Origin of the sequence: Nonomuraea sp. NPDC052129 (assembly GCF_040680095.1) — a bacterium.
Taxonomy (GTDB): Bacteria; Actinomycetota; Actinomycetes; order Streptosporangiales; family Streptosporangiaceae; genus Nonomuraea.
The window spans coordinates 91027-116197 of the sequence record NZ_JBFAVX010000017.1; the positions used below are offsets into that span (position 1 = coordinate 91027).

The window sequence follows — 25171 nt, forward strand, 5'->3', positions numbered from 1 at the left end:
GGCCGGCTCGCAAACGTGCCGCGAAACTGCCGCGTGATCTTCAGCTGTCATCATCCGGTCCATGACCCGTCCCTTACTCGCGGGCGTGTGCCTGCTGGCCGCACTTCTGGGCTGCAGCGCCACGCCCCCCGCCGTAGCGACGCCTCCAGCCGTATCGGCGCAGCCCGCCCCGTCCGCCGAATCTTCCAGCGGGGCGGCGAGCCCGGTAGCCGGGGTGCAGTATCACGCCACCGAACTACGCCCCGGCGACTGCATCGAGCCCATACCCGAGAGCTTCATGGTGACCGTGGTGCCTTGCACGGTGCCGCACTCGGCGGAGTACGGGGCCATGTACGTCATCGCCGACGGCCCATGGCCGGGCATGGCCGAAATGCGACGCCTGTCCGAGAATGGCTGCGCGCCCAGGTTGCGGTACGTGGCGTCGAGGAGGGAGGAGGTCGGCCTCATGCAACTCATCCCGCTGGAGCAGGACTGGCCGAGGAACAGGACGGCGTACTGCCTGGCCGTCGCCGGGAACGGCGGGAAGCTCGTCGGCCACGTGCTCAAGTAGGAGCCGGCTACGCCGGTCGGACGAGTTCCGAGACCTGATGCCCAGAGCGCCTCTCGCGCCGGTACAAGATCGCCCGAGCGGCCATCACCACGCAGCCGATGCCGAGCAGCAGGCCCCAGGTGACGTCGGTGAGGAAGTGCATGCCCCGGTACAGGCGGGAGAAGGCGACGATGAGCGGCGCGGCGATGCCGAGCACCCAGATCACCACCTGAAGCGCCCGGTTGCGGACGTGCATGCTCAGGATGAGCGCGACCGAGCAGTAGAACCCGACGGCGGCACTGACGTGCCCCGACGGGAAGCTGGAGGTGGGCGGGGCCGGGTCGATGTGCTGCACCGGCGGCCGGTGCCGGCCGACGGGCGTGGTGGTGGCCAGGAAGATGAGCGACTGGCTCCAGACGGCCGCGATCAGGAAGATCGATTCCCGCCAGCGCTTGTACACCAGCCTGAAGACGATCGCGGCTATCGCGGTGAGCGCCACGATGTAAGGAGTGTCCGAGAGGCTGGTGCCGAAGTCGGTGAGCGTGTTCCACAGCGGGGTGCGTCCGGCGGCCAGGCCCCGGCTCACCTCTGCCTCACCGGTGGGCCAGGCGACGATCAGCTTGCCCACGCCGAACGTCACCGCGGCCATCAGGACCATCGGCAATAAGATCGTCAGCGCGTAATACTTCGCGTGCTCAGTTTTGGTCATGGGTCACCTTCTCTGACTCGGGTTCCACTCCTTCGGCCAGCGGAGAGTTGGGCCTGCGGCCCTGCTCGCGCCGCCACGTCTCGAATCCCGCCGCGGTGGCGGCGACCACGGCCACGCCCAGGATGATCCCGGCGATCACGTCGCTCACCCAGTGGACGCCGAGCGCGATGCGGGTGTAACCGACCGACAGCACCAGGAAGCAGGCGATTGCCCAGGTCACGCGCCGCCCCCACTGGGGCAGCATGGGCAGGAGGAGCAGGACGACCACTCCCGCGCCGAGCGTCACGTTGACCGCGTGGCCCGACGGGAAGGAGTCGCCGGGCGCGAGTGCGACGGGATCTGGCAGGTGAGGTCTGGCGCGGGCAGTGATGATCTTGAGCGCCAGGCCGAGCAGCCCGCCCACGGTGATGGTGACGATCGCCCAGACGGCCAGCCGTCGCGCGCCCTTGTGCCACAGCCAGGCGGCGAACACGATGACCGCGATCCGCCACGGCCACGGGCCGAACAGATCCGTCCACACGATGAGCACTCTGGTCACGCCTGGATGGGTGATCGCGTACGCGTGCAGATCATCGGCGACCTGCTTGTCCAGTCCGTTGACCGGCATCTTGGCCACGACGAGCAGCAGGCTGAACGGAACCATGATGAGCGCCACTGCGAGGCTGGCGATCGTCAGCCGCAGTCCCAGACTGCGGTCAGGATCGACGCGAGCTTTGACCCATTGGCGGCTCACTGTCCTGATCCTCCCTCGTTCGGCATTCGCGCTCGGCTACCCAGACAGCGGCCATTGATTCCTGCCTGAAAACCGGCGCCGAGGGTAGTCCGGTGACCATGTCCCCCACCGTGGCGGTCGTCGCGCACCGCAAGAAGACTCTCGGCGCAGGCCTGGACAGGCTGCGCGTGCTCATCACCGAAGAGGACGTCGGCGAGCTCCTCTGGTACGAGGTGCCCAAGAGCAAGAAGGCGCGTAAGAAGGTCCGGGAGGCGCTCAAGCAGGGCGCCGATCTGGTGTTCGTCTGGGGCGGCGACGGCATGGTGCAACGGTGCGCCGACGTGATGGCCGGCTCCGGCGTGCCGATGGCGGTCCTCCCGGCGGGGACCGGGAACCTGTTCGCCAACAACGTCGGCATCCCCATCGACCTCGAAGAGGCGGTACGCATCGGCTTCCACGGTCGGCGGGAGAAGCTGGACCTGGGAGTGCTGAACGGCGAGCACTTCGCGGTGATGGCGGGGGCCGGGTTCGAGGCCGAGATGATCGCCGACGCTGACAGGCAGGCCAAGGAGCGGCTCGGCAAGCTCAGCTACGTCAAGGCGGCCGTCCGGCACGTCGGCGGGCCGCTGGTGCCGATGGAGATCAAGATTGATGGGACGACCTGGTTCGACGGGGAGGCGAGCTGCCTGCTGCTGGGCAACGTGAGCACGATCGCCGGCGGCATCGAGGCGTTCGACGACGCCCAGCCGGACGACGGCTGGCTGGACGTCGGGGTCTCCACCGCCCAGGGGCCGGTCCAGTGGGCCCGGGTGATCGGCAGGATGGCCACGGGACGCTCAGACGACTCGCCGTTCGTCCGGATCACCCGCGCCAGGAAGGTGTCCGCCCGGTTCGGCGCTCCGCTGACGTACGAGCTCGACGGCGGCGACCGCGAGGCCACCACCCGCCTCAAGGCGAAGGCCGTCCCGGGCGCCCTCACGGTCTGCCTGCCACCGGACGGGCGCTCAGACGAGAGCTGGGACGGGTAGTCGTTATGAGCCGGCGGCCGCGGTGAACCGCACCGTGCTCGGCTCCTCGCGATCCCGCAGGTCGGCGGCGGTGGCCTCGGCGCCGCGCAGCGCCCGCAGCACGTTGCGCCCGGCCACCTTCACCAGGTCGTCGTCGGACCAGCCCCGGTCGGCCAGGGCCGCGAACAGCCGAGGGTAGCCGCGCACGTCTTCCAGGCCGACGGGCAGCCCGTCGCACCCGTCGTAGTCGCCGCCGATGCCGAGATGGTCGATGCCGGCCACTTCGCGTATGTGCTCCAGGTGCGCCACCACGTCGTCGAGCGTGACAGCGGGCTTGGGGTGTGACTTCTCCCAGGTGGCCAGGAACTCGTGGGTCGCCTCGTAGTCATGGGTGTTGACCCCGGCCGAGCGGGCGGCGTCGGTGCCCGCCTGCCGCCACTCCCAGTTGGCCTGCGACACGAAGGAGGGCACGAACACGGCCATGCACACCCCGCCGTTGCCCGCCAGCGTCTCCAGCACGTCATCCGGTACGTTGCGCGGCGCGGAACAGATCGCGCGCGCCGACGAATGGGAGAAGATCACCGGCGCCCGAGTCACGCGCAGGGCGTGGCGCATCGTGTCGGCCGACACGTGGGACAGGTCGACCAGCATGCCCAGCCGGTTCATCTCCCGCACGACCTCCTCCCCGAACGCGGACAGCCCGTGGTGCACCGGCTCGTCGGTCGCGGAGTCGGCCCAGGGGGTGTTGTCGTTATGGGTCAGCGTCATGTAGCGGACGCCGAGCTCGTACAGCATCCGCAGCGCGCCCAGCGAGCAGTCGATCGAGTGACCGCCCTCGGCGCCCATCAGCGACGCGATCCGCCCACCGGCGAAGACGCGCTCCACCTCGTCGGCAGTGGTCGCCAGGGCCAGCTGGTCGGGGTAGCGCCGGACCATGGCCCGTACGCAGTCGATCTGCTCCAAGGTCGCGGTGACCGCCTGCCCGCCGGGCAGCCCGCACGGCACGAAAACCGACCAGAACTGCCCGCCGACCATCCCGGCCGCCAGCCGGGGCAGGTCGGTATGGGTCCGGTCGGAGGTGTCACCACTGATCTCGAGCCGGTCGAAGTCGTAGCCGGTGAGCTGGCGCGCCGCCCAGGGAAGATCGTTGTGCCCGTCGATCAGCGGGTGCTCGCGCAGCAGCTCGGTGACGCGCCGCAACGAGTCGGTGGACGTGGTCAGAGAAGGTGCTTCCATGCCGATCAGCCAATCACAGGGCACGCCGTCGTGGCGGATCGGCTTACGCCCGACTCAGGTACGTCGCCGGCGGGGATCTCCCAAGCAGCGACGAGCTCAGGTACGCCGCCACCGGGCCTCTCCCAAGCAGTACAGGGCGAACAGCAGCAGCCCCAGCGCCACCACCGCCAGCAGCCAGGGCCCCGCCGGGGTGTCGGCGAACGCCCTGAGCGTCGCGTCGATGCCCCCGGCCTTGTCGGGGTCGAAGGTGATGGCCGCCTGGATCACGAAGACCCCGGCCAAGCCGGCGATCAGGCCGCGCGCGATGTACCCGGCGAGTCCCAGCCGGTCCATCACCGCGCCGGCTCGCGGCGGCATCGGCCTGAGCTGTTTGCGGAACTCCTTCTTGATGCCGTACCGCACCCAGTAGACGCCGAGCGCGACGATGCCGAGCCCGATCAGGCCCACGATGACCTGCCCGGCCGGCAGCGCGAGCAGCTTGCCCGTCAGGTCCTGGGACCGCTTGTCATCGGACCCGGTCTTGCCGGTCAGCAGCATGGTCAGCAGCGCGGCGCAGATGATCACGTAGACCACGGTCCGGCTGGCCGGCTCGACCCGGTCCTTGAGCTTGTGGGCGCCGAAGATCGCCTCGGACGCCTGCCACAGGGCCAGCGCGGCGAACCCGACGACCATGATCCATAAGAGCACGGCCCCGAATGGCAGCGCGGCCACCGTACTGATCGCCCCGTTCTTGTCGGCCTGCTTCCCTCCACTGCCGAACGCGATCTGGATCGCCAGCACCCCGATCAGCCCGTAGAGCACGCCACGACAAACCAGCCCAACCCGCGCGAGCTTGTCCATAGCCGGGCTGTCTGCCGCCCGGCGTGCCATCGCCTCAGCTTCGCTCATGGATTCTCCCGAGAGTCGTCAAAGACTCTCGGACTGCCCCGGATTCCGCGCTCTAGACCTTCACCCGAGCAGACCAGGGACGGCGCTCAATCCCGATCGTCCATGACGCCGTAGGTGGAGGCCCGGAACAGGAAGGAGGCCCAGGAGCGATAGGGCCGCCACGCCTCGGCCAGCTTCCGGTACGCGGCCGGCGGCGCGTCCTCCGGCAGGCCGTACGCCTCACGCAGGATCGCGAACAGGCGCGGCTCGTCGCCCGGGAACGCGTCCGGCGCGCCCGCGCCGCGGATGAGGATGAGTCCGGCGGAGAACGGTCCCACGCCGGGCAGGGCCCGCAGCTCGGACAGGGCCTCCTCCGGGGCGAGCGCGCGCAGGTGCTCGGTGGTGAGCAGGCCGTCGAGCGCCGCGCGGGCCAGCCCGCGCACCCACTCCTCCTTCTGCGCGGGCAGGCCCAGGCCACCGGCCTCCAGCAAGGTCACGGGCGGGGGAAAGGCCGGGTACACCTGTCCGTCCAGGGTGACCTTCGCGCCGTACCGCTCCGCGATGCGCTGCTTGAGGCGGGCGGCGATGAGCATCGACGAGCGCTGTACGATCACCGCCCAGCACGCCGCCTCCCACGGGCTCCAGAAGCACACCGGCCGCAGGCCGGGCCGGGCCCGCTGGAGGTCGCCGAGCACCGGGTCGGCCTCACCGAGCCGGGCGAAACCGGCGCCGTCCACGTCGAGGGACAGGATCCGCGCCACCTCGCCACGGATGCCCGGCCCCGCGGCCCGCGTCGTGGCGACGGCGACCCCGCCCGGCGCGGCCGTCACGCTCACGCCGATCGGCAGCCAGTCGGACTCCGCGCAGTAAGCGAAGCGCAGCGCCCGCCCGTCGGAGGGCAGCGCGCTGGTGGCCGGCCAGTCCTCGACGAAGCGCAGCGAGGCACCGAAGTCGAACGGGCCCTCGGCGGTGAGCGTGAATCCGTGCGTGGTCATGCGCCGTATCGTAGGAGCCCGAGCGGGCCGGCCGGGACTCAGAGCATGCCGGCGGGGAGTCAGGCGTCGATCTCGTCCTGGTCGTCCGGCGGATGCTTGCGCAGGCGCCAGGCGGCCTGGGCGCCGAGGCTGGTGTCGATGTGCTCGCGCATGACGGCGGCGGCGCTGTCGGCGTCGCCCGCGATCACGAACTGCGGGAGACCATGACGATCCGCGGCCTCGGACCGATCGGCGACGGCCTCGTCCCGCCCACGCTGACCGTCACGGCCGATGACATCACCTTCGAGGTGAAGGTCCGTCTCGACACCGGACGCGAAGCCGACTACTACCGGCACGGCGGAATCATGCCCTAGTTCCTGAGAGGTCTCATATCGCGGACCCCGGTGTGACCTCGCGCCGCCTCTGGGTAGGGGGCGACTGTAAGGCACGAGGAGGGGAACACTTATGAGCCGCATCGGAGAATGGCTGAAGAAGGCCGAGGACCTGGCCAGAGGGCACTCCAAGCAGGCTGACCAGGTGCTGGATCGCGCCGAGCGGTTCGCCAAGGAGCGGACCGGCCACAAGTACGACGACCAGGTCGAAAAGGGCGCGGACACGGTCCGGCGCCGTTACGGAGGAGGCGAACCGCAGGGCCAGCAGCCGCCGACGCAGCCAGGCCAGCCACCGACACAGCCCGGTCAGCCGCAGCAGCCACCGGAGTAGCTCGGACTGACGACGACCTGCCGAAGCGCGAGCGGCCGGCGCGGCGTCCGCTGCTAGCGGGTCCTAACGGCGACGCGTACGTGGATCAGGGGCGCGCCGCGTGGCGGGCTGTTCCACCAGTGTGGCGCCCGTCTCCGCCTCCACGGCGGGGGCGTAGCCCGCCGCTCGCAGGGCGGTCACCGTCTCTCGCTCCGGGCTGGCGCTGATCAGTACGGTCGGGGCGATCAACCGCAGGCCGAGCGCGCGCAGCGGCTTGGCGTGGACGAGTTCGGCCAGCAGCGCCTCGTCGTCGGAGCGGATGCAGCAGCCGGATCGCACCACCCGCATCCGCCCATGGGTCCGTCCGACATCCTTGATCAGGTACTCCAGCGGCTGCGGCAGCTCGCCCTCCGCCACGGCTCGGAGCTGGTCGAGCAGGGTGTCCGGCTGGTGGCCGGAGTCGAGGGCGTGGCGTACCGAGGCGTGGCTGATGCGCCACACCACCGCGTGGCCTTCCGATTCGCGGACGCCGACCGCGTTGAGCAGGGCGGCCAGTTTCGCCTCAGGGGCGCCGCTCACCACGGCGGTCAGGTCGGTCTGGAAGCGGGCCGTGGTCCGGGGCGCGGGCAGTATTTCGGTCAGTACCGGGGCGAGCGCGGCGTCCGCGCTCTTCCATGCCTCGCCGGTGCGGAGCAGGTCGAGCACGGTGTGGCCGAGCCGGGTCAAGGCGCCCTGGCCGATGACGCCGAGGAGCGCGGCCTCGCGGAGCGTGGACTCGATGCGCTGGGCACCGGCCGGGCCCTGCGGAATTCGTGCGGGGCGGTGCCAGGTGGTCGCGGGCACCAGGTACGGCAGCGCGTCGGCCGCGCGCAGCGAAGGGGCGGCGCCCAGGGCCTCCAGCAGCGCGTAACGCAGGCTGACGGCGTCCGGGTCGTCCAGGCCGGCCAGGGCGACGGGTGTCTGGTCGGGGTCGGGCCACCAGAGCGGGATGTCGCGGCACACGGTCCAGGCGGCGATGATCGGCACCAGCCGCTGGGCGGGAGTGCGCGCCAGCCAGCGGTCATAGGCCGTGGTGGGCAGGACGACCTGGGCGGGAGGCGGCACCTTGGCGCGGCGGTTCGCGGGCGGCTCGGTGGGCTCGGCCAGGAGGCCCAGCAGGCCGGCGCGGAAGCAGAGCTCCAGCAGGAAACGGACGGTCTCCGGGTCGGCGATGTCCTTGGCCAGGCGTTTGGTGTCGCGCACCGCGACCCCGCCGGATTTGCGTACGGTGAGCGGCTGTTCGGCGCAGCCGGCGAGCAGCCGTTCGAGCTGCCAGGTGAGCGTGCCCAACGCCGCCGCGGCCGCGGGCTCGACGCCCTCGGCCCGTTCCAGATCGTGCGGCTCGGGAGGGTACGGGGTGAACGTCGCCCGCAGCTCGCCCCGGACCGCGATCGCGACCTCGGCCGGCAGCTCGGCTATATGGGGCACGCCTGCCGGGAGCAGCAGCCCGCGCGCCGCCAGCCAGTCCGCGCCGGCGTGTCCCGAACCGCCGGCGAAGACGTACTTGTTGCTGCCGTACGACCCCGCCTGGTGGAAACAGTGGGCCTCGACCATGGGCCCCTCGTACGTGAGCCGCTCCAGCAGCTCCGTGGCCGAGGCGGGCGCCTTGTCCAGCAGGGCGCGCAGGAGGGCCGGATCCGTCAGGTACGCCACGACGTCGCGTTCGGCGGCTTCCCGGCTCGGCGCCTTTTCCAGCCCCAGCGCGGTGGCCAGCCGATGGACCTCGGGCGCGTTGAAATAGCGGGCGACGAGGTAGGCGACGGAGCGGCCCAGCCCCATGCCGTCCGCCAGGTTCCGGTGGACGTAGGGCGCCACCGAGCACTGCTCGCCATGCGGCGGCTGAAGCAGGGCCTGGTCGGCCAGCCGTTCCACGGCGGCGTTCGCCTCCGCCCGCAGGTCCTGGTCCTGTCCCGCCAGGAGGGTCAGCAGCTCGGCCCGGGGAACCGGGCGTGGGTCGGGGGTGCGCCAGTAGTCGCCGGGGAAGGGGCCGTAGCGCTGGGTGGCCAGCCAGGCGATCGCACGCAGGACCTGGAGCTCAGGGAGCGTGCAGAAGCTCACCAGCCGGGACACCACAAGATCCTGGTCGAGCAGGCGGGCGTAGTCCTCCAGCGACGGCTCACGACCGCGAACGCGCAGCGCGCCGCGATCGGCCACGAGCGCCAACTGCTCGGGAGCGCGCGAGGTGAGCCAGTCCATGAGGGCGTCGCGGGGCATGCCTGGCAGCGTAGTACGCGGCGGCCGCCAACTCTTCTCCGTTGCGGGGAACCAGCAGGTCTAGGGGCTCTCATCGGGGTATGAAGCCTCAGGGAGACGTAGGAGGCGCGCCCATGCGAGGTAAGGGAGAGGCCATGCTGGGCGCCCTGCTGGACGCGAGCCACCTGGCCGCGATCGAGGACCTGCCGGCCCTGCTCGCCCTGCACGCCGAGCCGGCCGGGTTCTCCCACGCCACGATCTACGTGGTCGACCTGCAGCAGCAGTATCTCGTCCCGCTGCCCGGCCAGCGCGATGCGGCGGGGGAGTCGCTGCAGGCGATCCGCATCGACTCCACGCTCGCCGGGCGGGCCTATCGCAATGTGGAGATCGTTCAGGCCAAGCACGCCGTCGAAGGGGAGCCGGAGCCGCCGCCCGACGAGGACCGGCGGCGGCTGTGGGTGCCGCTGCTCGACGGCACCGAACGGATCGGCATGCTGGCGGTGACCGTCTCCGCCGGCGATGAGGCCGCCGACCTGCTGGTGAAGCAGCTGGCGGGCCTGGTCTCCCTGATGGTGATCAGCAAGCGCTCCATCAGCGACACCTACGCCTCACTGGTGCGCGCGGAGTCGATGACCCTGTCGGCCGAGGTGCTGTGGAACCTGATGCCCAACAGCAACTTCGCCAACGACAAGGTGGTGGTCAGCGCCGCCCTGGAGCCCGCCTACGACGTGGGCGGCGACGCGTTCGACTTCGCCATCGCCGGAGACACGCTGCACCTGTCGATCTTCGACGCCATGGGGCACGACATCTCCGCGGGGCTGACCGCGACGATCGCCGTCGGCGCCTGCCGCAACAACCGGCGACGGGGGACCGGCCTGCTGGCGGCGAGCGAGGCCATTGACGAGGCGATCGCCGACCAGTTCGGCATGACCCGCTTCGCCACGGGCATCCTCGCCGACCTGAACCTCAAGACCGGCGAGCTGACCTGGGTCAATCGCGGGCACTATCCGCCGCTGGTGATCCGGCGGGGCCGCCGGGTCGCCATCCTGGAGACGGTGCCGTCGCCGCCGATGGGCTTCCGGCTGGGCCTGTCCGCCGGTCTGGAGCACTACCAGCTCGAACCCGGCGACCGCCTGCTCTTCTACACCGACGGCATCGTGGAGGCGCAGAGCCCGGAGGGGGAGATGTTCGGGCTTGAGCGGTTCACCGACTTCGTCGTGCGCCGCGAAACCGACGGGGTCTCGGCGCCGGAGACGCTGCGCCGGCTGATCCAGTCGATCCTCGCGCACCAGCACGGCCGGCTCCAGGACGACGCCACGGTGCTGAGCGTGGAGTGGCGCGGCGAGAAGGAGCACCGGCTCACGATGTGAGCGGCCTTGGCGCGTGATGTGAGCACGCGCGATGTGCGCAAAAGGAGCACCGCCCTACGATGTCAGCCATGAAGAGCGGAGCGCTGCTGGTCGCGGGCACCACGTCGGACGCGGGCAAGAGCGTCGTCACCGCCGGGATCTGCCGCTGGCTGGCCCGCAAGGGTGTCCGCGTGGCGCCGTTCAAGGCCCAGAACATGTCGCTGAACTCGTACGTCACCGCCGACGGCGCCGAGATCGGCCGGGCCCAGGCCGTGCAGGCGCGGGCCGCGGGCCTCGAACCCGTCGCCGACATGAACCCGATCCTGCTCAAGCCGGGCAGCGACCGCCGCAGCCAGGTGGTCCTCATGGGGCAGCCGGTGGCCGACGTCGACGCGATGGAGTACGGCCGGCTCAAGGACCTGCTCCGCGAGAGCGCGCTGGCCTCGCTCGATCGGCTGCGAAGCTCGTACGACGTGGTCATCTGCGAGGGCGCCGGCAGCCCCGCGGAGATCAACCTGCGCCGGGGCGACATCGCCAACATGGGCCTGGCCAGGGCGGCCAACCTGCCCGTGATCGTGGTGGGCGACATCGACCGCGGCGGCGTCTTCGCCGCCTTCTACGGCACGGTCGGCCTGCTGGACGCCGCCGACCAAGCCCTCATTTCCGGATTTGTCGTGAACAAGTTCCGAGGCGCTGCCGAGCTGCTCGAACCCGGCCTGGACCAGCTCAGAGACCTCACCGGCCGCCGCGTCTACGGGGTGCTGCCCTGGCTGGACGGCCTCTGGATGGACGTCGAGGACTCCCTGGCCCTCGGCAGCCGCTCGATCGCCCCGCAGCGGCCCCACGGCGACCAGACACTCCGCGTGGCGGTGGTCAAGCTGCCGAGGATCTCCAACTTCACCGACCTCGACGCCCTGGCCGCCGAGCCGGGAGTCCTCGTCCGCTTCGTGACCGACCCGGCGGAGCTCGACGACGCCGACCTGGTGGTCCTGCCCGGCTCGCGCGCGACGGTGGACGATCTGGCCTGGCTCCGCGACACAGGGCTGGCCGCGGCCGTCCAGCGGCGTACCGGGCCCGTTCTCGGCATCTGCGGCGGCTACCAGATGCTCGCCCGCGAGATCCATGACGACGTCGAGTCGGGCGCCGGACGGGTCGACGGCCTGGGCCTGCTTCCGGTCCGGGTCCGGTTCGCCGCGGGCAAGACGCTCGGCCGCCCGGCCGGTCACGCCTACGGGCATCCGGTGAGCGCGTACGAGATCCACCACGGGGTCGCGACCGTCGAAGGCGGCGAGCCGTTCCTCGACGGCTGCCGCGTGGCCGACGTGTGGGGCACCACCTGGCACGGCGCGCTGGAGAACGACGGCTTCCGCCGCGCCTTCCTCACCGAGGTGGCCGAGCGGGCCGGGCGCGCCTTCGTCCCGGCGCCGGACACCGACTTCGCCCTGCTGCGCGAGAGCCGCCTGGACGCGCTCGGGGACCTGGTCGAGCAGCACCTCGACACCGACGCCCTGCTCGACCTGATCGAGAACGGCCCGCCCGCCGTCCCGCCGCTGCCGCCGGGGGCCTAAGAGATATCCCTTAATACGCGTCAGAGCGTGTTTTCTCTACCGAGGGGCTCCGGTTTCCCGGGGTCATGCGGCCAGGTCGAGTTTGAGGTTGTGGAGCGCGGCTACCTCAGCGATGGCATGGTCGACTCCAGCGCCGCGGCAGCGGCACTGACGCAGGATCTGGTGGTCTTTGAGGCGGGCGATGGCGTGCTCGGCGACGGCGCGTTTGCGGAACCGTTTGTCAGCCGCATCTGTGATGATCTTCCGGTCGGGTCCGAGGCGCGGGGTATGGACCCGGTCGCTGCCCTGGTAACCGCCGTCCCCGGACAGTTGGGGATGCGCGGGTAGCGTTTGCCGACGGTTTAACGGAAGACCACGATGTCGTTGCTGTTGCCGGGCCAGGCCGTCCCGGTGGCGATGATCCGCCGGTCCCGGGCGCGGACCACGATCTGGGTGTTCACGCTGCGCCGGTAGTTCTTGGACTTGGCGGTGCGGGTCTTGTCGTGGACCGAGATCAGTGTCTCGTCGATCATCCCGCAGTTCGTGTTTGTCGGCCGGCGGCGGGCCGAGCAGGGCGGCCAGGTGTGGGGCGAAGCCGGTGATGCCCTGGTGTATGGCCGAGTCGGAGATCCCAAACAGTGCGGCGAGCTGGAGCATGGTCAGGTTGGTGCGGTAGGCGAGCACGATCAAAAGCACCCGGTCGCAAAGCATCCGGTCGGTATAGGCCGGGCCTCAGGGCCGCCCCCGCCCACCGTCGGCCGGACCTCCCACAGGTGGGTGATCAGCAGCTGCGCTGTGGGCAGGTCAGGCCGGGTCCAGGCCCGCAAATCGGTGGTGGAGCCGGTGGCAAGGCGCAGACGCATTCGAAGATCGTGACGCCCGGGGGTGGCCTCTCCATCACCGTCGCGGAGATTGGAGAGCGAAGAGTGGAGAGAATCGTTGGAGAATTGTCGGTGGGCTCGGGCATGGTGGTGTCATGACCGTGACCAGGGAGAATAGCGGGACAGCCGGTGCGGCTGATGTCCGGGTTTCTCCCGATGCCAAGGGTAGCGGCGGTGGTGCTGCGGGGCGGCGGTTTCGGGGGAAGAACAAGAAACCGGCGTGGCGGCGGGCCGAGGAGGCCCCGGTTTCGGTGATCCGGCTGCCGGTGGATGTGTCGGATCCGGCGGTCCGGGCCCGGGTGGAGAAACTGTTCTGCGCGGCTTGGTCGCTGAAGCGAGCGCTGCAACACGATGCACGGGCCCGGGTGGAGGCCTATTGGGCGGGTTCGCATCGACGGGCGGCGGATGCGAGGGCCTGGCGGTCCGAACTTGGGCTGACCCGTGCGGGGCTGGAGCATGCCGCCTACGCCCACCTGGAGTCCTCCGGGCATTTGACGCATCATCTGTCCAAGGCGCTGGGCATGCATCTGGGCGATGAGGTGTGGGCGGGGGTGGACCGGCACCTGTTTGCGGACGCGGCCGGGAAACGGGCTGGGCGGCCACAGGTGGGGTCGTGGTGGGGGTTCACCCGGATCCCGGGCAGGGCCCGTTCGCACACCCGGGAGCGCAAGTGGGAGACGTTCCGGCTGGCCGGGACCCTGGCCGGGCATCTGGCCGCCTACGGCTGCCCTGCAATGACCACGCGGACCAGCGTGCAGGCCACAGTGGTCGCGGCGGCGGCCTCGGCAGCCAGCCTGGAGGGTACGGCGTCGCAGCTCACCGTCGCCGATGCGCTGGCGATGGGGGCGGGTTCGGCGGTGCTGGCCCAGCCCCGCCGTCTGCCCGCCCCTGTCGGCCCGTCCGATTCCGCGTCGTCGGGGCGGCGGGTCTCGTGGTGGGAGCACACCGGCCCCCTGTCGGTCGTTTACACGAGCGCGGGCGCCCCGGATCTGGTGCTGCCGGTCCGGCTGCCGCAGGGATCAGGCCGTTGGCCGTATGTGGCGTATTTCCTGGACCGGCCGCACCTGTGGCACAAGATCGATCTGGTGCGGCGGCGGAAGGCCTCGGCTCCGGGCGGGTGGACCTATGAGGCGCATCTGCTGATCCTGGACGCCGGGTACGCCTGCCCGGCCACCCGCGCCCGCCGCACCCGAGCAGCGCAGCTGGAGCGGCGGGCCGGGGTCGACGGTAACGTCTCCAACCTCGCCGTCGTATCCGCGCCCGCCCACCTGCCCACGCCGCCGCCCGACTCCCCGCCATCGGGCAGGCCGGACACCGCAACCGGCGCGGACACCAGCGGGGAGGCTGGGGCGGACGGTGGGATGGACGGTGGGACGCGCGTTGGTGGTGAGCAGGTCGCGGCGACCCTGCTCACCCTCACCGAGCGGGAAACCGCCCGCCTGGCACGGGAACAACGCAAAGCCCAAGGGCGGGCCCGGGCGCTGGAACGGTCCCGTCGGGCATCCAACCCCGGCCGCTACCACCTCTCCGCCCGACAGGAGGCCCGGGCCGAACGCCGCGCCGACAAAGGGCTACCCGCCCGGCAGGTCAACCTGCCCAAAGGCCCCCGGATCGCCAACAAGGCCGGGGTAGCGAAGAACGCCTACCGGACCGACACCCTGTCTGGCGGCTATCACCAGACCCGGGCCCGGCACGCCCAGGCCGCCCGCGCCTTCACCGAAGCCCGCCAGGACCGGGCCCGCCGCGCCGCAGCCCAGATCATCGAAACCCATGGGGCGAACCTGGTCATCGAGGACTGCGACATCCGGGCCTGGACCCGCCTGTGGGGTGCCGCGGTGGCCCGGTTCACCCCCGGCATGCTCGCCGCGGCCCTGGCCCGTGAGGCCACCGCGTGCGGTGGCGCCGTCCTGCGCGCCGCCACCACCCCAACCGCGATGTCCCAGCACTGCCTGTGCGGGTCCCGGGTAACCAAAAACCTGTCGGTCCGGGTGCACCACTGCGACCAGTGCGGGCTAAGGGCGCCCCGGGACCTGATCTCAGCCGCGCTGGCCTCCTGCGTCACCCTCACCGATCCCAGTGACCCCGCCACGGCCCGGGTCGACTACAGCCGGGCCGCCCAGCTCATCGAGACCTACACCATTCCAGGGCTGCAAGAAGTCCTGTCCGCGTCAACCGCATCGTGTTCCCCGCCCGCCTCACCGGCGGGAACGGACCACGCGGCAGTCACCACCCCGGTGGCCTCTGCGCGGCGAAGTGCCGGAGAGTACGGGACGCCGACCCCGGATGAGACCCCCGACCCGGGGACCACGCCGGACAGACGTACCCGCAACCCGGACTATCCCGACTTACGGGATAGCTCTTAGTGCAGGGTGAGCCGCTGGGCGCTGATCCAGTCGTCGATGAGCTCCCACTGGTCGTACAGCCAGCGGATCCGCGCCTCGCGCGCCACGGGGATCCGCGAGGCGGGCACCCGCCACCACTTGGCGGTGATGTGCGCGCTGACCGGCAGTTTGTGCCACACGTCGCCGATCGTGACGAGGTCGTCCAGGCCGGTGTGCGCGACGAAGATGACGTCGGCCGCCGGGCAGGACTCGATGGCCGCGATGGCGCCGCCGGGGCGGGGCGGCAGCAGGTGGTCCATGCCACGGGCCCGCGACGCCTCCTCTTTCAGTCCTTTCTCCTCCAGCCGCCGGATCGCCAGCCGGCGGCGGCGCGGGGTGAAGTTGCCGCCCTCAGGGAAGATCACCAGGGCGTCGTTCTCGTCCATGGGCGCGGACAGCCGCCTGATCTCTTCGATGATGCCGCTCTCGGCGGTGCGGCGGGGCACGAAGGCGTTCGGCAGCCGGTTGATCACCACGTCCAGCGACGGGTCGAACTGCAGCGCGGCCTTCATCACGATCCGGGGCCGCCGGCCGTACAGGGAGAGCAGATGGTAGATCAGCAGGAAGGAGTCGCCGGGACCCGCGTGACGGGCCAGGACGATCACCGGGCGGGTCAGGCGGGCGGCCTGCTCCTCTTCGGTGCGCGGCGGTTCGTGGATGTCGACGGTGAGCCGGAAGATCCGTACGGCGGCACCGTACACCTTGGTCAGGAACCACTTGATCAGCGCATAGTGCCGCTCCTGATCCCGGTCGCGGCCGAACGCCCCCGCCACCCAGAGCCCGAGGCAGGCGATGAGCACCGCCGACTCCAGCGTCAGCCAGGCCACCCCGAACCAGATGAAGCGCAGCCCACGGCGCTGCGGCGGCGGGAGCCGCAGTGAGGCGGCGAACGTCACCCCGGCCCACACCGGCAACGTGATGAGCACGACCACGGTCACCACGATGACCAGGGGGGCGAGGATGAGCCGCCGCAGGATGCGTGGGGGCAACAACGTCGGCCTCCAGGATGTCAGGTCTTCATCGTCCTCCTGTCCGCAGGTATCGGGAAGATGCGTGATAGGCGCGCTCGATGTAGTGGGAGATCTGTGACAGGTCGCGGTAGCGCAGGTTCGACAGGGGCCGCGTCACTCCGGCGGGCAGCACGTGCACCTCGACGTCGGGTGGCAGCGTGGCCATCTCCTCGGCGAACCGGTGCCTGCGCGCGATCTCGAAGGCCACCATGCCCACCTCCCAGGGCCGCCGCGGCACGGTGAGCGGGCGCTCGATCCGCCCGACGTGCAGGACGTAGACGCGCTTGGCCCCCAGTTGCACGGCCCGGCCGACGGGGATGCTGTGCACCAGGCCGCCATCGAAGAAGTGCTCACCGCCGATGGACACGGGCGGCAGCAGACCGGGCACCGCGCACGAGGCCAGCACGGCGTCGACCAGCGGCCCCTGGTCGAACCAGTGGGCGGTGGCCCGCTCCACCGAGGCCGCCACGCACTGGAACGGCACCGCCAGGTCCTCGATCTCTGAAACCGGCAGCATGTCGCTCAACAACGCTCGAAGCGGTCCGATCGGGTGCAGATGGGTGCCGGTCTTCGCCAAGGTGGACAGCCGGGTGACCCACGAGCCGGCGAACGCCGTACGGACCACATCGGAGCGCCACAACGACGACAGCAACTGCACCGCGCGGCCGGGATCGGCGGCCAGCAGCACGCCGTTCAGGGCGCCGACGGACGTGCCGACCACGAGGTCGGGCACGATGCCCTCCTCGTCGAGCGCCTGGAGCATGCCCACCTCGTGCGCGCCGAGCACGCCGCCGCCACCGAGCACGAACGCCGTCTGCACAGCAGCACGTTACCGGGAGCCAGCAAAAAACGACCGGAGGGTTCGGACGGCTCAGGCGTCGTCCCCACTGATGATCAGCTTCCACACGTCTTCAACGTCACACGGCCGTCCCCGGCTCGCCTCCGTCGCGGTGACGCGTCCGCCCTTCCGCTCCGTGCGCTGGATCACCCACTGTCGGCCTTCGCCGCACAATTCCAGCTCGACAGGGCCGCGTGTGATGCAAGCCCGCGCCGCTCAGGCGTGGCGCTTCACCTCCGCCTTCGCCGTGCCTTTCACCAACAACCCCGCCGAGCAGCCACAGCGTATGGTCAAACTGCTCGAAATTTCCGAAACGGGATTCATGCCGAATTGATTTCGACGCTCAAGAACCAAACTCGGGATGGTGGCTGGCTTCGTCGCACGACGACGTCTCCTGCTGCGTGACTTGTGATTGTCCCTGCAGAGGGAGGGCGAGAGAGTATGTGAAACAACGTGGACCGACCGGCGTAGAAGCCTGTATGCGCACAGTGACCTGTATCTCTGTCTCACCGCGGGAGGCGCGCCAAGGATACCGCAGAACAGCTTCGTTGATCTCGGTGTCGGTCAATGCGCCGTCCTGGCTGTGCTCGTGCAGGCGCTCCTTGATCATGTCTGCGCGCTGACGCATGTTGGCCATATCCAGCTTTTGCTGGTTGTCCTGGTAAGAACGCAGCGATATACCGGCCCACACATAAAAGGCAGCCACTCCGAGGGCGGCGACCACGAGTGCAACGACGATGCCCACCAAGACTCTCGCCTTGCGACTGGTGGGCTCACGCCGTTGCGCCCGCTGGTAGGTCATGGCCGGAAGTATACTCTGCTACGAACCCTTGTAGCCAATGGCGTTTAATGCACTATCGACCACAGTGGCGTACGCTGTCGTGCCTGCGGCCTTGGGATGGAAGGATTCCCGGCTGAGGCAGAACGACTCCCACAGGATACAGAATTGTGTCGCGGGATCGCCTTCATGGAAGTCGCCATCGCCGGTCGGACCATTGACGACGGCGTTGATCCACTCCGTGTCAAGCGCGCACGCGCCGTGGCCGATAAACGTATTCACCGGATTGGCGTAGGCTACCTTGATGGGGCTGCTCCCGCCGGCCAGCGTGGTCACCATCTGCGCTTGTTTGCCGTCCGCGTAATTCGCCAGCTCATTGAGTGCGGCGGCTTCCGAGGCCGAGATAAGAGCAGAATCGCACTCCCTATCGCGGGCAATCAGCTCCGGGTAACCGACGAGAAGGATCTGGGCATTGGGCGCCTTTTGGGCGATGTCTCGGACGGTCCACTCTAGATCCGGAATCATGGCGTCAGCGAGTTGTTTGTATTTCGGCAGGAACCCGGAATCGAGGGAGCACGCGCCTTGCGCGCAGTCCATCATCGCGGACGTGAATGCTTGGTTGTCGTTTCCGCCGAGGGTCAGTGTCACCAGGGTGGTGTTCTCGTCCAAGACCCCGGAGTTGACCTGGTTCTGCTCCTTGAACTGGCCTTCCCCGTTTGGCTGTCGCTGCGCAAAGGACCAGTCTCGCACGTTCTGCGTCTGCGCTCCGGAGCAGGCGACGAAGCCGAGTTCGGCATTGGTGCTCCAAGTGTCGGACAGTGGGCCGAGTTCTCCAGAAAGGCCATAGAGGTGAAGTTTCCTGCTCCACGCGTTCTTGCTGCGGCGGCAGCCGTTCCAGTCGGGGGTGCCGTGCAGCGCGTCGGACTCCCGGTAGTAGCTACCCGCTCCTTCGCCCGAGGAGTAGGAGTCGCCGAGGGCAGCGACAATGTGCTTCGGCTTGCCCGGTAGGGGCTGGAAGGCGATGGCGTCCCAGGAGACCGCGTCCGTCCCGTCGCCGGCACCGGTTTCCGCCAGTGTGCCGAGCTTCACCTTGGGCGTGCCCGCAAAATTGAACACCCCTAGGCTCACCCATTTGTTCTGCTCGGTGAGCTGCGGCAGGTACCTCTTCTTGGTCTTGCCGTTGCCGAGATCGATGATGTATGGCGCCTGCTGGGTGTGCGCACGTCGTTGTGGCACATGAACCAGCAACCGTGCCCAACCGTTGATCGCCTGGTGCAGTTCCCACGTACCGACGATCTCCATAGCATCGCCGTTCGACGTGGTGTCCCGCATGTAAGCGAACCATTGGTGCGCTCCGAAGCCATTGCCGAGCTGGTGGAAGTCCCCTCGGGCCGGATAGGTGCCCGGGTTGTAGGGATCTTCCTTGAAGGTGAAGGTGAGCGCGCCCGAGTTGGTCCAGCTCTTGGTGCAGCCGGGGCGCGCTGGAACGTTGACGGGTACGTCATCGATGATGAGTGCGCCGGCAGGCAGACCGGTGGTTGTGCAGTTCGGTTTGAAGGGATCGCTGGGGCCGCCGGGCACAGCGTCCGGCGGTTCGGCCGCGCCCGCTGGGTATTTGGCCGTCCAGAAACCGCATTGGGCATTGCAGTCGTTCTTCCAGATGATCGCGACGTGGAACCAGCACTTCAGATCGGCTGTGCGTTTGCAGGGGCCCGGCTTCTCGTTGGGAAACTCCACGGGGTCGGGGGTGTTCGAGGTTCCCACTACGCATTCGTTGGACGCCAGGCAGAGGAGCTCAGGGCCGGGAATGGCCCGGCGGCGATTCTCTTCAGCCGGGGTGGCGGGGGTGCCGTTCCACCAGGCTGGCTGGAAGCCGGGCTCCCAGGAACTGCCCTGAGACTTCGCGATGGAGTAGGCCGCCCACCCGATGACCTTCTCCTGGTACGGCCAGTCCTGCGGGTGCGCCGCGTCTGCGGGGAGTTCCATGAACATGCTGCGACCCTGCACATAGCGTGGGTTGATCGGGTTGTTGAGCCACCCGAGTCCCCACGCTCCATTATTCGGTTTTCCGTTCGCGTCATTGCCGTTCGCGTTTGCCAGAGGATAATAGCCGCTGTTGTACGCCCAGAGCGCGAAGTACCAGTTCTCGATCTTGTCAGTGTTGTCGTTGTTGACTTTCATCATGGGGTCGGTGGTCGAGTGGAGCTGGTTCCACCTTAATTATCTCGATCCGGACACCGCAACGACGAAGGGATATTTACGCGCCAGCGTGGATCCGAAACTGGCTGCAATCGCGAGAGTGCGACCAAGTCACGTCCCAACCAAAGAAGAAATGATCGCCTACGATGGGCGCGCATCCACAACGAAAGAAGGCAAGCAGATACCGAGCGAAGGCTGCATCGGCGATGCCAATCGGAATATCTTCGGAAAGAATCTCAGGCTCCCAGCCGACCCGCGTGCCCTGGCAGTTGATTCTCGCGTGTCCGCAATGCGGGACAGCAGGGTAAAGCAGGCAGTCTCCGCTTGGAGGGCCTGTGTGCAGAAGAACGGTCTTCGCTACGAGAGTCCAGTCGAACCGCCGCACGATCCGCAATGGATGTCACGCGAATCTTCCTCCCCGGCGACGGAAGAAGAGAAGCGAGTGGCTGGAGTGGATGCCAGCTGCCAAAGAGACGTCAACCTCGTGGGCATATATAAAACCGTACGAATCGCATACGAACAGAGGCTCCTCGCTGAACACAAGGAGGAGCTTGCAGCCGCTGCACCGATCTTCAGGGCATGGGTCGAAAAGGCCGATGCGATCATTGCGGCTGAATGATGCCGAACGACTGCCGGCTGGCCTGACAGGCCAGCCAGCGGAGGTGGCCAGGCCGAGGAGTGCTCAGTATCAGCTGCGTCGACTGCCGGCCGGGGACTCTCATGACCCCCATTGCCGGCGGCTCGATCATCTACGCTACGCAGACGCTCGTGCGGCGCGAACGCTGATGAAGGTTGCGAAGTAGAAGATGGCGAGCTTCGGATGCGGTGCTGTGTCGGCGATGGAGGTCCCGTAAGCAGCCGATGGTCATCAGGGGCACGCTCCTCCGGATGCGAGACTGGGCGCCGTGACGTGCGCATGGTTGACCGGAGCGCTCTAGCTCGATACCTAGTTGTCCAAGGCCAGACGGAGGCCGAAGGCGACGATCACGACGCCCGTCACGCGATCCAGCAGCCGTTTGACGGCCGGAGTACGCAGCGCGCCGCTCATGAGGGCCGCGAAGCCCACCAGCACGGTGCTCCACACGAGGCCCTCGGCCACGTGAACCCCGGCCAGGAGCAGGCCCATGGCGGCGTGCGGGGCGTCCGCCGGGATGAACTGCGGCAGCATCGCCACGTAGAAGGCGCCCACCTTGGGGTTCAGCAGGTTCGTGAACAGGCCGCGCCGGAAGCCGGTGCGGAAGCCGGTCTCCGGCGAGCCCTCCTGCGTGCTCGCCTTGGTCACGAGCATGCGGATACCCATCCACACCAGGTACGCGGCACCCACCCAGCGCAGGACGTCGTAGGCCAGTTGGGAGGCGGCCAGGAGCGTGGACAGGCCCACCGCGGTCAGCAGGCCCCAGGAGAGGGTGCCCAGCTGGATGCCCAGCACGACGCCCCAGGCCGGGCGTCTGCCGGACAGCAGTGACGTACGCAGGATGAGCGCCGTGTCGAGGCCCGGCGTGATGGTCAGGAGGGCGACCACTGCGGCAAATGACCAAATGGAGGGGGCGATGTCCATGTTCGGCAGCGTAGTTCACACCCCTCGTACGGCGGGAGGCGGCCATGCGCGCGCCACCTCCCGACGCGTCTCCAGGAGGACTCAGGGGATCAGGAGCAGCTTGCCCGTCGTACGGCGGGCGGCAAGGTCCTCATGCGCACGGCCCGCCTCGGCCAGCGGATAACGCTGCGAGATGTTGATCTTCAGCAGCCCGTCGGCGATCCATCCGAACAGGTCGGAGGCGCGCCACAGCAGTTCCTCCCGCTCGGCGATGTAGTTGACCAGCGTCGGCCTGGTCAGGAAGAGCGAGCCCTCCTTGTTGAGCCGCTGCGGATCGACCGGCGGCACGGGCCCGCTGGCCGCCCCGTACAGCGCCATGAGCCCGCGCGGACGCAGCGCCGCCAGCCCGCCGTCGAACGTGGCCGCCCCGACGCCGTCGTAGACCACGTCCACCTGATTGCGCAGCACGTCGACGAAGTCGTCGTAGCGCAGCACCTCGTCGGCCCCGGCGGCGCGGGCCACCTTCTCCTTCTCCTCGCTGGAGACGGTGGTGTGCACGGTCGCGCCCCTGAGCTTGGCGAGCTGGATGAGCAGCTGGCCCATGCCGCCGGCGCCCGCGTGTACGAGGACGCTGTCACCCGGCTTCACCTCGTACGTGGAGTGCGTGAGGTAGTGGGCCGTCATGCCCTGCAGCATCACCGCGGCGGCCACCTCGGCCGGAACGCCGGCGGGCACGGGCACCACCCGGTCGGCCGGGACCACGGCCTTCTCGGCGTAACTGCCGAGCACGCTGGCCCAGGCCACGGTGTCGCCGACGGACACGTCCGACACATCGGGGCCTACGGCGGAGACGACACCCGCTCCCTCCGACCCGATCGGGCTGGGCAGATTGAGCGGGTACGCCCCGGAGCGGTGGTAGATGTCGATGAAGTTGACGCCGCTGGCCGCGACGTCGACCACGATCTCCCCGTCACCTGGCTCCGGGTCGGGACGCTCTACGTACTCGAGGACCTCTGGGCCGCCCTGGGCGGTGATGACTATGGCACGCATGCCCCTAGTCAACCTCTTGTCCGCACCCTCGATTCCACCTTCCGACAGAACCTTGGGTGTTTCACTCGATCTTGGCCAGTGCGCCCGCCTCCAGCGCGACCCAGATCGCGCCGTCGGGGCCCACCGTGAGCCCGTGCGGCTCGGCCTGGACGCCGCGCGACGGTAGCTCGTACTCCTTGAGGTCGCCCTCGGTCGTGATGCGGCCCACGCGGTCGGCGGCCCACTCGGTGAACCAGAGGGCGCCGTCCGCCCCGGCGATGATGGCGTGCGGCCGGCAGGCCCGATCCGGCAACGGATATTCAGTAATTTTTCCGGAAAGGTCCACGCGGCCGATCTGGCCCGCGCCGATCTCCACGAACCACAGCGCCCCATCGGGGCCCGCCGTGATGCCCACCGGCGCGGCCCCCTCCGTCGGCAGCTCGTGGATCGTCACCGCGCCCGACAGCGCGATGCGGCCGATGGCGTTGCCCTGATTGAGGGCGAACCAGAGGGCGTCGTCCGGCCCGGCGGTGATGGCCGCGGGCATGCCGCCCATCACCGGGATCTCGAACTCGGTCCGCGCCCCGTCCGCCGCGATCCGCCCGATCTTGTCGGCCTGCATCCGCGTGAACCACATGGCCCCGTCCGGCCCGGCGGCGATCCCGTAGGCGCCCTCCGCCTCGAACGACGTCACCTGACCCGACCCGGTGATCCGCCCCACCCGGCCGCCCTGGAACTCGGTGAACCACATCGCCCCGTCGGCTCCCGGCACGATGACCGTCGGCCCGCCGTCCGCCGGGTCGAGCTGGTGGATCACGGGTTCCGCACCCGGCACCAGCCTGCCGACCCGGCCCTGGTGCACGAGCGTGAACCAGAGCGCGCCGTCAGGGCCGGTGGCGATGCCGTACGGCGCGCCGTCAGAGATCTCGATCAGCATGTGTGGTCAGGGTTCCTTTCTCCCACGTAGCTCGAAGTCGTCGAAGGTGGTCTTGAGCACCGACGTCGCGTCCTTGGACGTGCGCGCGAACAGGCCCACATAGCCGTTGCCGATGCCGTTGGGGTCGTCGACCTGGTGGACTTTCTCGCCGTTCACCCACATGGTCAAACGCACGGCGCCGCCGTCCTGCTCGCAGGAGGCCTCGATCCTGGCCTTCCTGTCCTTCTGCAGCCCGTCCACCTGCACCGGCTGGGCCAGCGTGCCGCCCGAGCCGTCGGAGATGCGCCGGATGCGGGCCATGCCGGAGGTGTTCAGGGCGAACTCGTAGTACGTGCCGTCGGCGCTGTTGTGGCAGAAGACGCCGTACTCGCCGGTGCCCACGGACCGCTTCACCTGGGCCGTCACGCCGACCACCACCGTGTGGGGCAGCATCGGCGTGGGCGTCGCCGACGGGCTGGGCGCCGGGGTGGGCGTGGCGATCAGGAAGGGCGCCGGGGCCTTCACCAGGTGCTCTTCGTCGTCGTCGGCCACGTCCAGCCCGTACATGCCGTCGGTGCGGTAGCCGTAGCTGTACTCGTCGGTCGGATCGTAGGTGCCGTCCCAGCCGCCACCGGTCTGCGTGAAGTCCTCCCGGTAGAGGACGGAGAGCTGCGGCGGCCCACTGTCCCGGAGCGTCGCCCAGGCCGTGACACCCCCGGCGACCAGCACCGCCACGGCCGCGGCGATCGCCCCGACCACGACCCGGCTGCTCCGGCGCTTTCTGACCGGCTGCTCCTGCTCCGCGGTGAACGCCGTGGTCCCGTGCTGCCAGGCCACCTGAGCGGTTTGGGCGGCCAGCTCAGGTCGTACTCCCTGGACGGCCTGCTCAGGATGTCCCGCCTGGACGGCCTGGACAGTTTGGATGCCTTGCTCCGGGGCGACCGAACGCCCCACGAGATGGTCGAGCAACTGCTGCGCGGTCGGCCGCGCGGCCGGATCCTTGCGCAGCGCCGCCCTGACCAGCTCCCGCAGCCCCGGCTCGACCGCGTCGAGCGCCGGCTCGGTGTTGAGCACCTGGTAGACGGTCGCGGGCAGCGTGTCGCCGCCGAACGCGGCCTTCCCGCTCGCCGCGTACACGATCAGCGAGCCCCACGAGAACACGTCGCACGCGGGCGAGACCGGCTCACCACGCAGCACCTCGGGCGCCATGTACCGGGGCGTGCCGATGAGCTCGCCGGTCCCGGTGACTCCGCCCAGCGTGTCGAGCGCCCGCGCGATGCCGAAGTCGATCACCCGCGGCCCGACGGGGGACAGCAGCACGTTCGACGGCTTGAGGTCGCGGTGCACGACCCCCGCCCCGTGGATCGCGGTGAGCGCGGTGGCCACGCTGACCGCCAGCGCGTCGAGGCTGGACCCCTTGAGCGGCCCCGACTGCCGGACGGCCTCCTCCAGATTGGGTCCTGGCACGTACTCGGTGACGACGTAGAGCTGATCACCGTCGAGCGCCGCCTCGAGCACCGCGGCCGTACAGAACCTGCGCACCCGCTGCGCGGCATCGGCCTCCCGGCGGAACCGCATCCGGAACTGCTCGTGCTGGCTGAGCTCCGGGTTGATCACCTTGATGGCGACCCGCTGCCCAGCGGCATCTTCGGCCAGGTGGACAGTACCCATCCCGCCTCGGCCCAGGACGCTCAGCAACCTGTAGCGCCCGATCTGGGGGGATTCACCGCTCACGGCG

The 25171-nt window shown here is 69.4% G+C and carries 26 protein-coding genes; 10 read left to right on the forward strand and 16 right to left on the reverse strand.

Features of this window, described 5'->3' with window-relative positions:
- Positions 1 to 61 precede the first annotated feature (61 nt).
- Positions 62 to 550 carry a hypothetical protein gene (locus tag AB0L53_RS32285; protein WP_364001889.1) on the forward strand — a complete coding sequence of 163 codons (489 nt, stop codon included), beginning with the start codon at positions 62 to 64 and terminating at the stop codon, positions 548 to 550.
- A gap of 7 nt (positions 551 to 557) precedes the next feature.
- On the opposite strand, the gene AB0L53_RS32290 is transcribed toward AB0L53_RS32285, so the two are convergent.
- Entirely contained in the window at positions 558 to 1238 is a 681-nt protein-coding gene (locus tag AB0L53_RS32290) for a phosphatase PAP2 family protein (RefSeq protein WP_364001892.1), read from the reverse strand.
- A complete protein-coding gene (locus AB0L53_RS32295; RefSeq protein WP_364001895.1) occupies positions 1225 to 1971 on the reverse strand; it encodes a phosphatase PAP2 family protein in 747 nt (248 codons plus the stop codon). Before AB0L53_RS32295 ends, AB0L53_RS32290 begins: the two co-directional genes overlap by 14 nt.
- Positions 1972 to 2069: 98 nt before the next feature.
- Between AB0L53_RS32295 and AB0L53_RS32300 the strand changes: the two genes are divergently transcribed.
- Positions 2070 to 2978, forward strand: coding sequence for a diacylglycerol kinase family protein (locus AB0L53_RS32300; protein WP_364002239.1), 909 nt, complete (start codon positions 2070 to 2072; stop codon positions 2976 to 2978).
- Positions 2979 to 2981: 3 nt separating this feature from the next.
- Here AB0L53_RS32300 and AB0L53_RS32305 read toward each other — a convergent pair whose 3' ends face one another.
- The 4 genes from AB0L53_RS32305 to AB0L53_RS32320 all read right to left on the reverse strand — a co-directional run bounded on the left by AB0L53_RS32305 (position 2982) and on the right by AB0L53_RS32320 (position 6243).
- Positions 2982 to 4193, reverse strand: coding sequence for a dipeptidase (locus AB0L53_RS32305; RefSeq protein WP_364001898.1), 1212 nt, complete (start codon positions 4191 to 4193; stop codon positions 2982 to 2984).
- Positions 4194 to 4289: 96 nt separating this feature from the next.
- Entirely contained in the window at positions 4290 to 5081 is a 792-nt protein-coding gene (locus tag AB0L53_RS32310) for a DUF1206 domain-containing protein (RefSeq protein ID WP_364001900.1), read from the reverse strand.
- 86 nt (positions 5082 to 5167) lie between these two features.
- Positions 5168 to 6055 carry a hypothetical protein gene (locus AB0L53_RS32315; RefSeq protein WP_364001903.1) on the reverse strand — a complete coding sequence of 296 codons (888 nt, stop codon included), beginning with the start codon at positions 6053 to 6055 and terminating at the stop codon, positions 5168 to 5170.
- 59 nt (positions 6056 to 6114) lie between these two features.
- Positions 6115 to 6243, reverse strand: a complete 129-nt coding sequence (locus AB0L53_RS32320; protein WP_364001906.1) for a hypothetical protein — start codon at positions 6241 to 6243, stop codon at positions 6115 to 6117.
- Between the two features lie 15 nt (positions 6244 to 6258).
- On the opposite strand from AB0L53_RS32320, the gene AB0L53_RS32325 reads away from it, so the two are divergent.
- Together AB0L53_RS32325 and AB0L53_RS32330 are read left to right on the forward strand one after the other, a co-directional pair.
- Positions 6259 to 6408, forward strand: a complete 150-nt coding sequence (locus AB0L53_RS32325; protein WP_364001909.1) for a hypothetical protein — start codon at positions 6259 to 6261, stop codon at positions 6406 to 6408.
- Positions 6409 to 6499: 91 nt separating this feature from the next.
- Entirely contained in the window at positions 6500 to 6757 is a 258-nt protein-coding gene (locus AB0L53_RS32330; RefSeq protein ID WP_364001912.1) for an antitoxin, read from the forward strand.
- Between the two features lie 63 nt (positions 6758 to 6820).
- On the opposite strand, the gene AB0L53_RS32335 is transcribed toward AB0L53_RS32330, so the two are convergent.
- Entirely contained in the window at positions 6821 to 8989 is a 2169-nt protein-coding gene (locus AB0L53_RS32335; RefSeq protein WP_364001915.1) for a helicase-associated domain-containing protein, read from the reverse strand.
- A 113-nt stretch (positions 8990 to 9102) separates the two neighbouring features.
- On the opposite strand from AB0L53_RS32335, the gene AB0L53_RS32340 reads away from it, so the two are divergent.
- The 3 genes from AB0L53_RS32340 (at position 9103) to AB0L53_RS32350 (ending at position 12212) form a co-directional block, all read left to right on the forward strand.
- Positions 9103 to 10338, forward strand: a complete 1236-nt coding sequence (locus tag AB0L53_RS32340) for a PP2C family protein-serine/threonine phosphatase (protein ID WP_364001918.1) — start codon at positions 9103 to 9105, stop codon at positions 10336 to 10338.
- Between the two features lie 68 nt (positions 10339 to 10406).
- On the forward strand, positions 10407 to 11885 hold the full coding sequence (locus AB0L53_RS32345) for a cobyric acid synthase (protein WP_364001921.1): 1479 nt from the start codon (positions 10407 to 10409) through the stop codon (positions 11883 to 11885).
- A gap of 90 nt (positions 11886 to 11975) precedes the next feature.
- Complete coding sequence (locus AB0L53_RS32350; RefSeq protein WP_364001924.1) at positions 11976 to 12212, forward strand: hypothetical protein; 237 nt, start codon at positions 11976 to 11978, stop codon at positions 12210 to 12212.
- A 14-nt stretch (positions 12213 to 12226) separates the two neighbouring features.
- On the opposite strand, the gene AB0L53_RS32355 is transcribed toward AB0L53_RS32350, so the two are convergent.
- The gene (locus AB0L53_RS32355; RefSeq protein WP_364001927.1) at positions 12227 to 12397 is read right to left on the reverse strand and encodes a hypothetical protein; all 171 of its coding nucleotides are present in this window, start codon (positions 12395 to 12397) and stop codon (positions 12227 to 12229) included.
- Between the two features lie 599 nt (positions 12398 to 12996).
- Between AB0L53_RS32355 and AB0L53_RS32360 the strand changes: the two genes are divergently transcribed.
- Positions 12997 to 15108, forward strand: a complete 2112-nt coding sequence (locus tag AB0L53_RS32360) for a hypothetical protein (RefSeq protein ID WP_364001930.1) — start codon at positions 12997 to 12999, stop codon at positions 15106 to 15108.
- Here AB0L53_RS32360 and AB0L53_RS32365 read toward each other — a convergent pair.
- Together AB0L53_RS32365 and AB0L53_RS32370 are read right to left on the reverse strand one after the other, a co-directional pair.
- Positions 15105 to 16115, reverse strand: coding sequence for a 1-acyl-sn-glycerol-3-phosphate acyltransferase (locus AB0L53_RS32365; protein ID WP_364001933.1), 1011 nt, complete (start codon positions 16113 to 16115; stop codon positions 15105 to 15107). The two genes, AB0L53_RS32360 and AB0L53_RS32365, sit on opposite strands and share 4 nt — an antisense overlap.
- A 28-nt stretch (positions 16116 to 16143) precedes the next feature.
- The gene (locus AB0L53_RS32370; RefSeq protein WP_364001936.1) at positions 16144 to 16956 is read right to left on the reverse strand and encodes a patatin-like phospholipase family protein; all 813 of its coding nucleotides are present in this window, start codon (positions 16954 to 16956) and stop codon (positions 16144 to 16146) included.
- Between the two features lie 70 nt (positions 16957 to 17026).
- Here AB0L53_RS32370 and AB0L53_RS32375 point away from each other — a divergent pair, with 70 nt between their 5' ends.
- A complete protein-coding gene (locus tag AB0L53_RS32375) occupies positions 17027 to 17308 on the forward strand; it encodes a hypothetical protein (protein WP_364001939.1) in 282 nt (93 codons plus the stop codon).
- A gap of 9 nt (positions 17309 to 17317) precedes the next feature.
- Here AB0L53_RS32375 and AB0L53_RS32380 read toward each other — a convergent pair whose 3' ends face one another.
- A complete protein-coding gene (locus AB0L53_RS32380) occupies positions 17318 to 17776 on the reverse strand; it encodes a hypothetical protein (RefSeq protein ID WP_364001942.1) in 459 nt (152 codons plus the stop codon).
- 18 nt (positions 17777 to 17794) lie between these two features.
- The gene (locus tag AB0L53_RS32385) at positions 17795 to 19936 is read right to left on the reverse strand and encodes an SGNH/GDSL hydrolase family protein (protein WP_364001945.1); all 2142 of its coding nucleotides are present in this window, start codon (positions 19934 to 19936) and stop codon (positions 17795 to 17797) included.
- A gap of 7 nt (positions 19937 to 19943) precedes the next feature.
- On the opposite strand from AB0L53_RS32385, the gene AB0L53_RS32390 reads away from it, so the two are divergent.
- Entirely contained in the window at positions 19944 to 20570 is a 627-nt protein-coding gene (locus AB0L53_RS32390; RefSeq protein ID WP_364001947.1) for a hypothetical protein, read from the forward strand.
- Between the two features lie 327 nt (positions 20571 to 20897).
- Here the strand turns inward: AB0L53_RS32390 and AB0L53_RS32395 are convergent, their stop codons facing one another.
- The 4 genes from AB0L53_RS32395 to AB0L53_RS32410 form a co-directional block, all read right to left on the reverse strand.
- Positions 20898 to 21509, reverse strand: coding sequence for a LysE family translocator (locus AB0L53_RS32395; RefSeq protein WP_364001950.1), 612 nt, complete (start codon positions 21507 to 21509; stop codon positions 20898 to 20900).
- Between the two features lie 81 nt (positions 21510 to 21590).
- Entirely contained in the window at positions 21591 to 22538 is a 948-nt protein-coding gene (locus tag AB0L53_RS32400; RefSeq protein WP_364001953.1) for a quinone oxidoreductase, read from the reverse strand.
- 61 nt (positions 22539 to 22599) lie between these two features.
- Complete coding sequence (locus AB0L53_RS32405; RefSeq protein ID WP_364001956.1) at positions 22600 to 23454, reverse strand: virginiamycin B lyase; 855 nt, start codon at positions 23452 to 23454, stop codon at positions 22600 to 22602.
- A 6-nt stretch (positions 23455 to 23460) separates the two neighbouring features.
- On the reverse strand, positions 23461 to 25167 hold the full coding sequence (locus tag AB0L53_RS32410; RefSeq protein WP_364001959.1) for a serine/threonine-protein kinase: 1707 nt from the start codon (positions 25165 to 25167) through the stop codon (positions 23461 to 23463).
- Between the last annotated feature and the right edge of the window lie 4 nt (positions 25168 to 25171).

Coding starts and splice junctions, on each gene's coding strand:
- AB0L53_RS32285 (WP_364001889.1), top strand. CDS start 62: ATGACCCGTCCCTTACTCGCGGGCGTGTGCCTGCTGGCCGCACTTCTG.
- AB0L53_RS32290 (WP_364001892.1), bottom strand. CDS start 1,238: ATGACCAAAACTGAGCACGCGAAGTATTACGCGCTGACGATCTTATTG.
- AB0L53_RS32300 (WP_364002239.1), top strand. CDS start 2,070: ATGTCCCCCACCGTGGCGGTCGTCGCGCACCGCAAGAAGACTCTCGGC.
- AB0L53_RS32305 (WP_364001898.1), bottom strand. CDS start 4,193: ATGGAAGCACCTTCTCTGACCACGTCCACCGACTCGTTGCGGCGCGTC.
- AB0L53_RS32310 (WP_364001900.1), bottom strand. CDS start 5,081: ATGAGCGAAGCTGAGGCGATGGCACGCCGGGCGGCAGACAGCCCGGCT.
- AB0L53_RS32315 (WP_364001903.1), bottom strand. CDS start 6,055: ATGACCACGCACGGATTCACGCTCACCGCCGAGGGCCCGTTCGACTTC.
- AB0L53_RS32325 (WP_364001909.1), top strand. CDS start 6,259: ATGACGATCCGCGGCCTCGGACCGATCGGCGACGGCCTCGTCCCGCCC.
- AB0L53_RS32330 (WP_364001912.1), top strand. CDS start 6,500: ATGAGCCGCATCGGAGAATGGCTGAAGAAGGCCGAGGACCTGGCCAGA.
- AB0L53_RS32335 (WP_364001915.1), bottom strand. CDS start 8,989: ATGCCCCGCGACGCCCTCATGGACTGGCTCACCTCGCGCGCTCCCGAG.
- AB0L53_RS32340 (WP_364001918.1), top strand. CDS start 9,103: ATGCGAGGTAAGGGAGAGGCCATGCTGGGCGCCCTGCTGGACGCGAGC.
- AB0L53_RS32345 (WP_364001921.1), top strand. CDS start 10,407: ATGAAGAGCGGAGCGCTGCTGGTCGCGGGCACCACGTCGGACGCGGGC.
- AB0L53_RS32355 (WP_364001927.1), bottom strand. CDS start 12,397: ATGATCGACGAGACACTGATCTCGGTCCACGACAAGACCCGCACCGCC.
- AB0L53_RS32375 (WP_364001939.1), top strand. CDS start 17,027: ATGATCAGCTTCCACACGTCTTCAACGTCACACGGCCGTCCCCGGCTC.
- AB0L53_RS32380 (WP_364001942.1), bottom strand. CDS start 17,776: ATGACCTACCAGCGGGCGCAACGGCGTGAGCCCACCAGTCGCAAGGCG.
- AB0L53_RS32385 (WP_364001945.1), bottom strand. CDS start 19,936: ATGATGAAAGTCAACAACGACAACACTGACAAGATCGAGAACTGGTAC.
- AB0L53_RS32395 (WP_364001950.1), bottom strand. CDS start 21,509: ATGGACATCGCCCCCTCCATTTGGTCATTTGCCGCAGTGGTCGCCCTC.
- AB0L53_RS32400 (WP_364001953.1), bottom strand. CDS start 22,538: ATGCGTGCCATAGTCATCACCGCCCAGGGCGGCCCAGAGGTCCTCGAG.
- AB0L53_RS32405 (WP_364001956.1), bottom strand. CDS start 23,454: ATGCTGATCGAGATCTCTGACGGCGCGCCGTACGGCATCGCCACCGGC.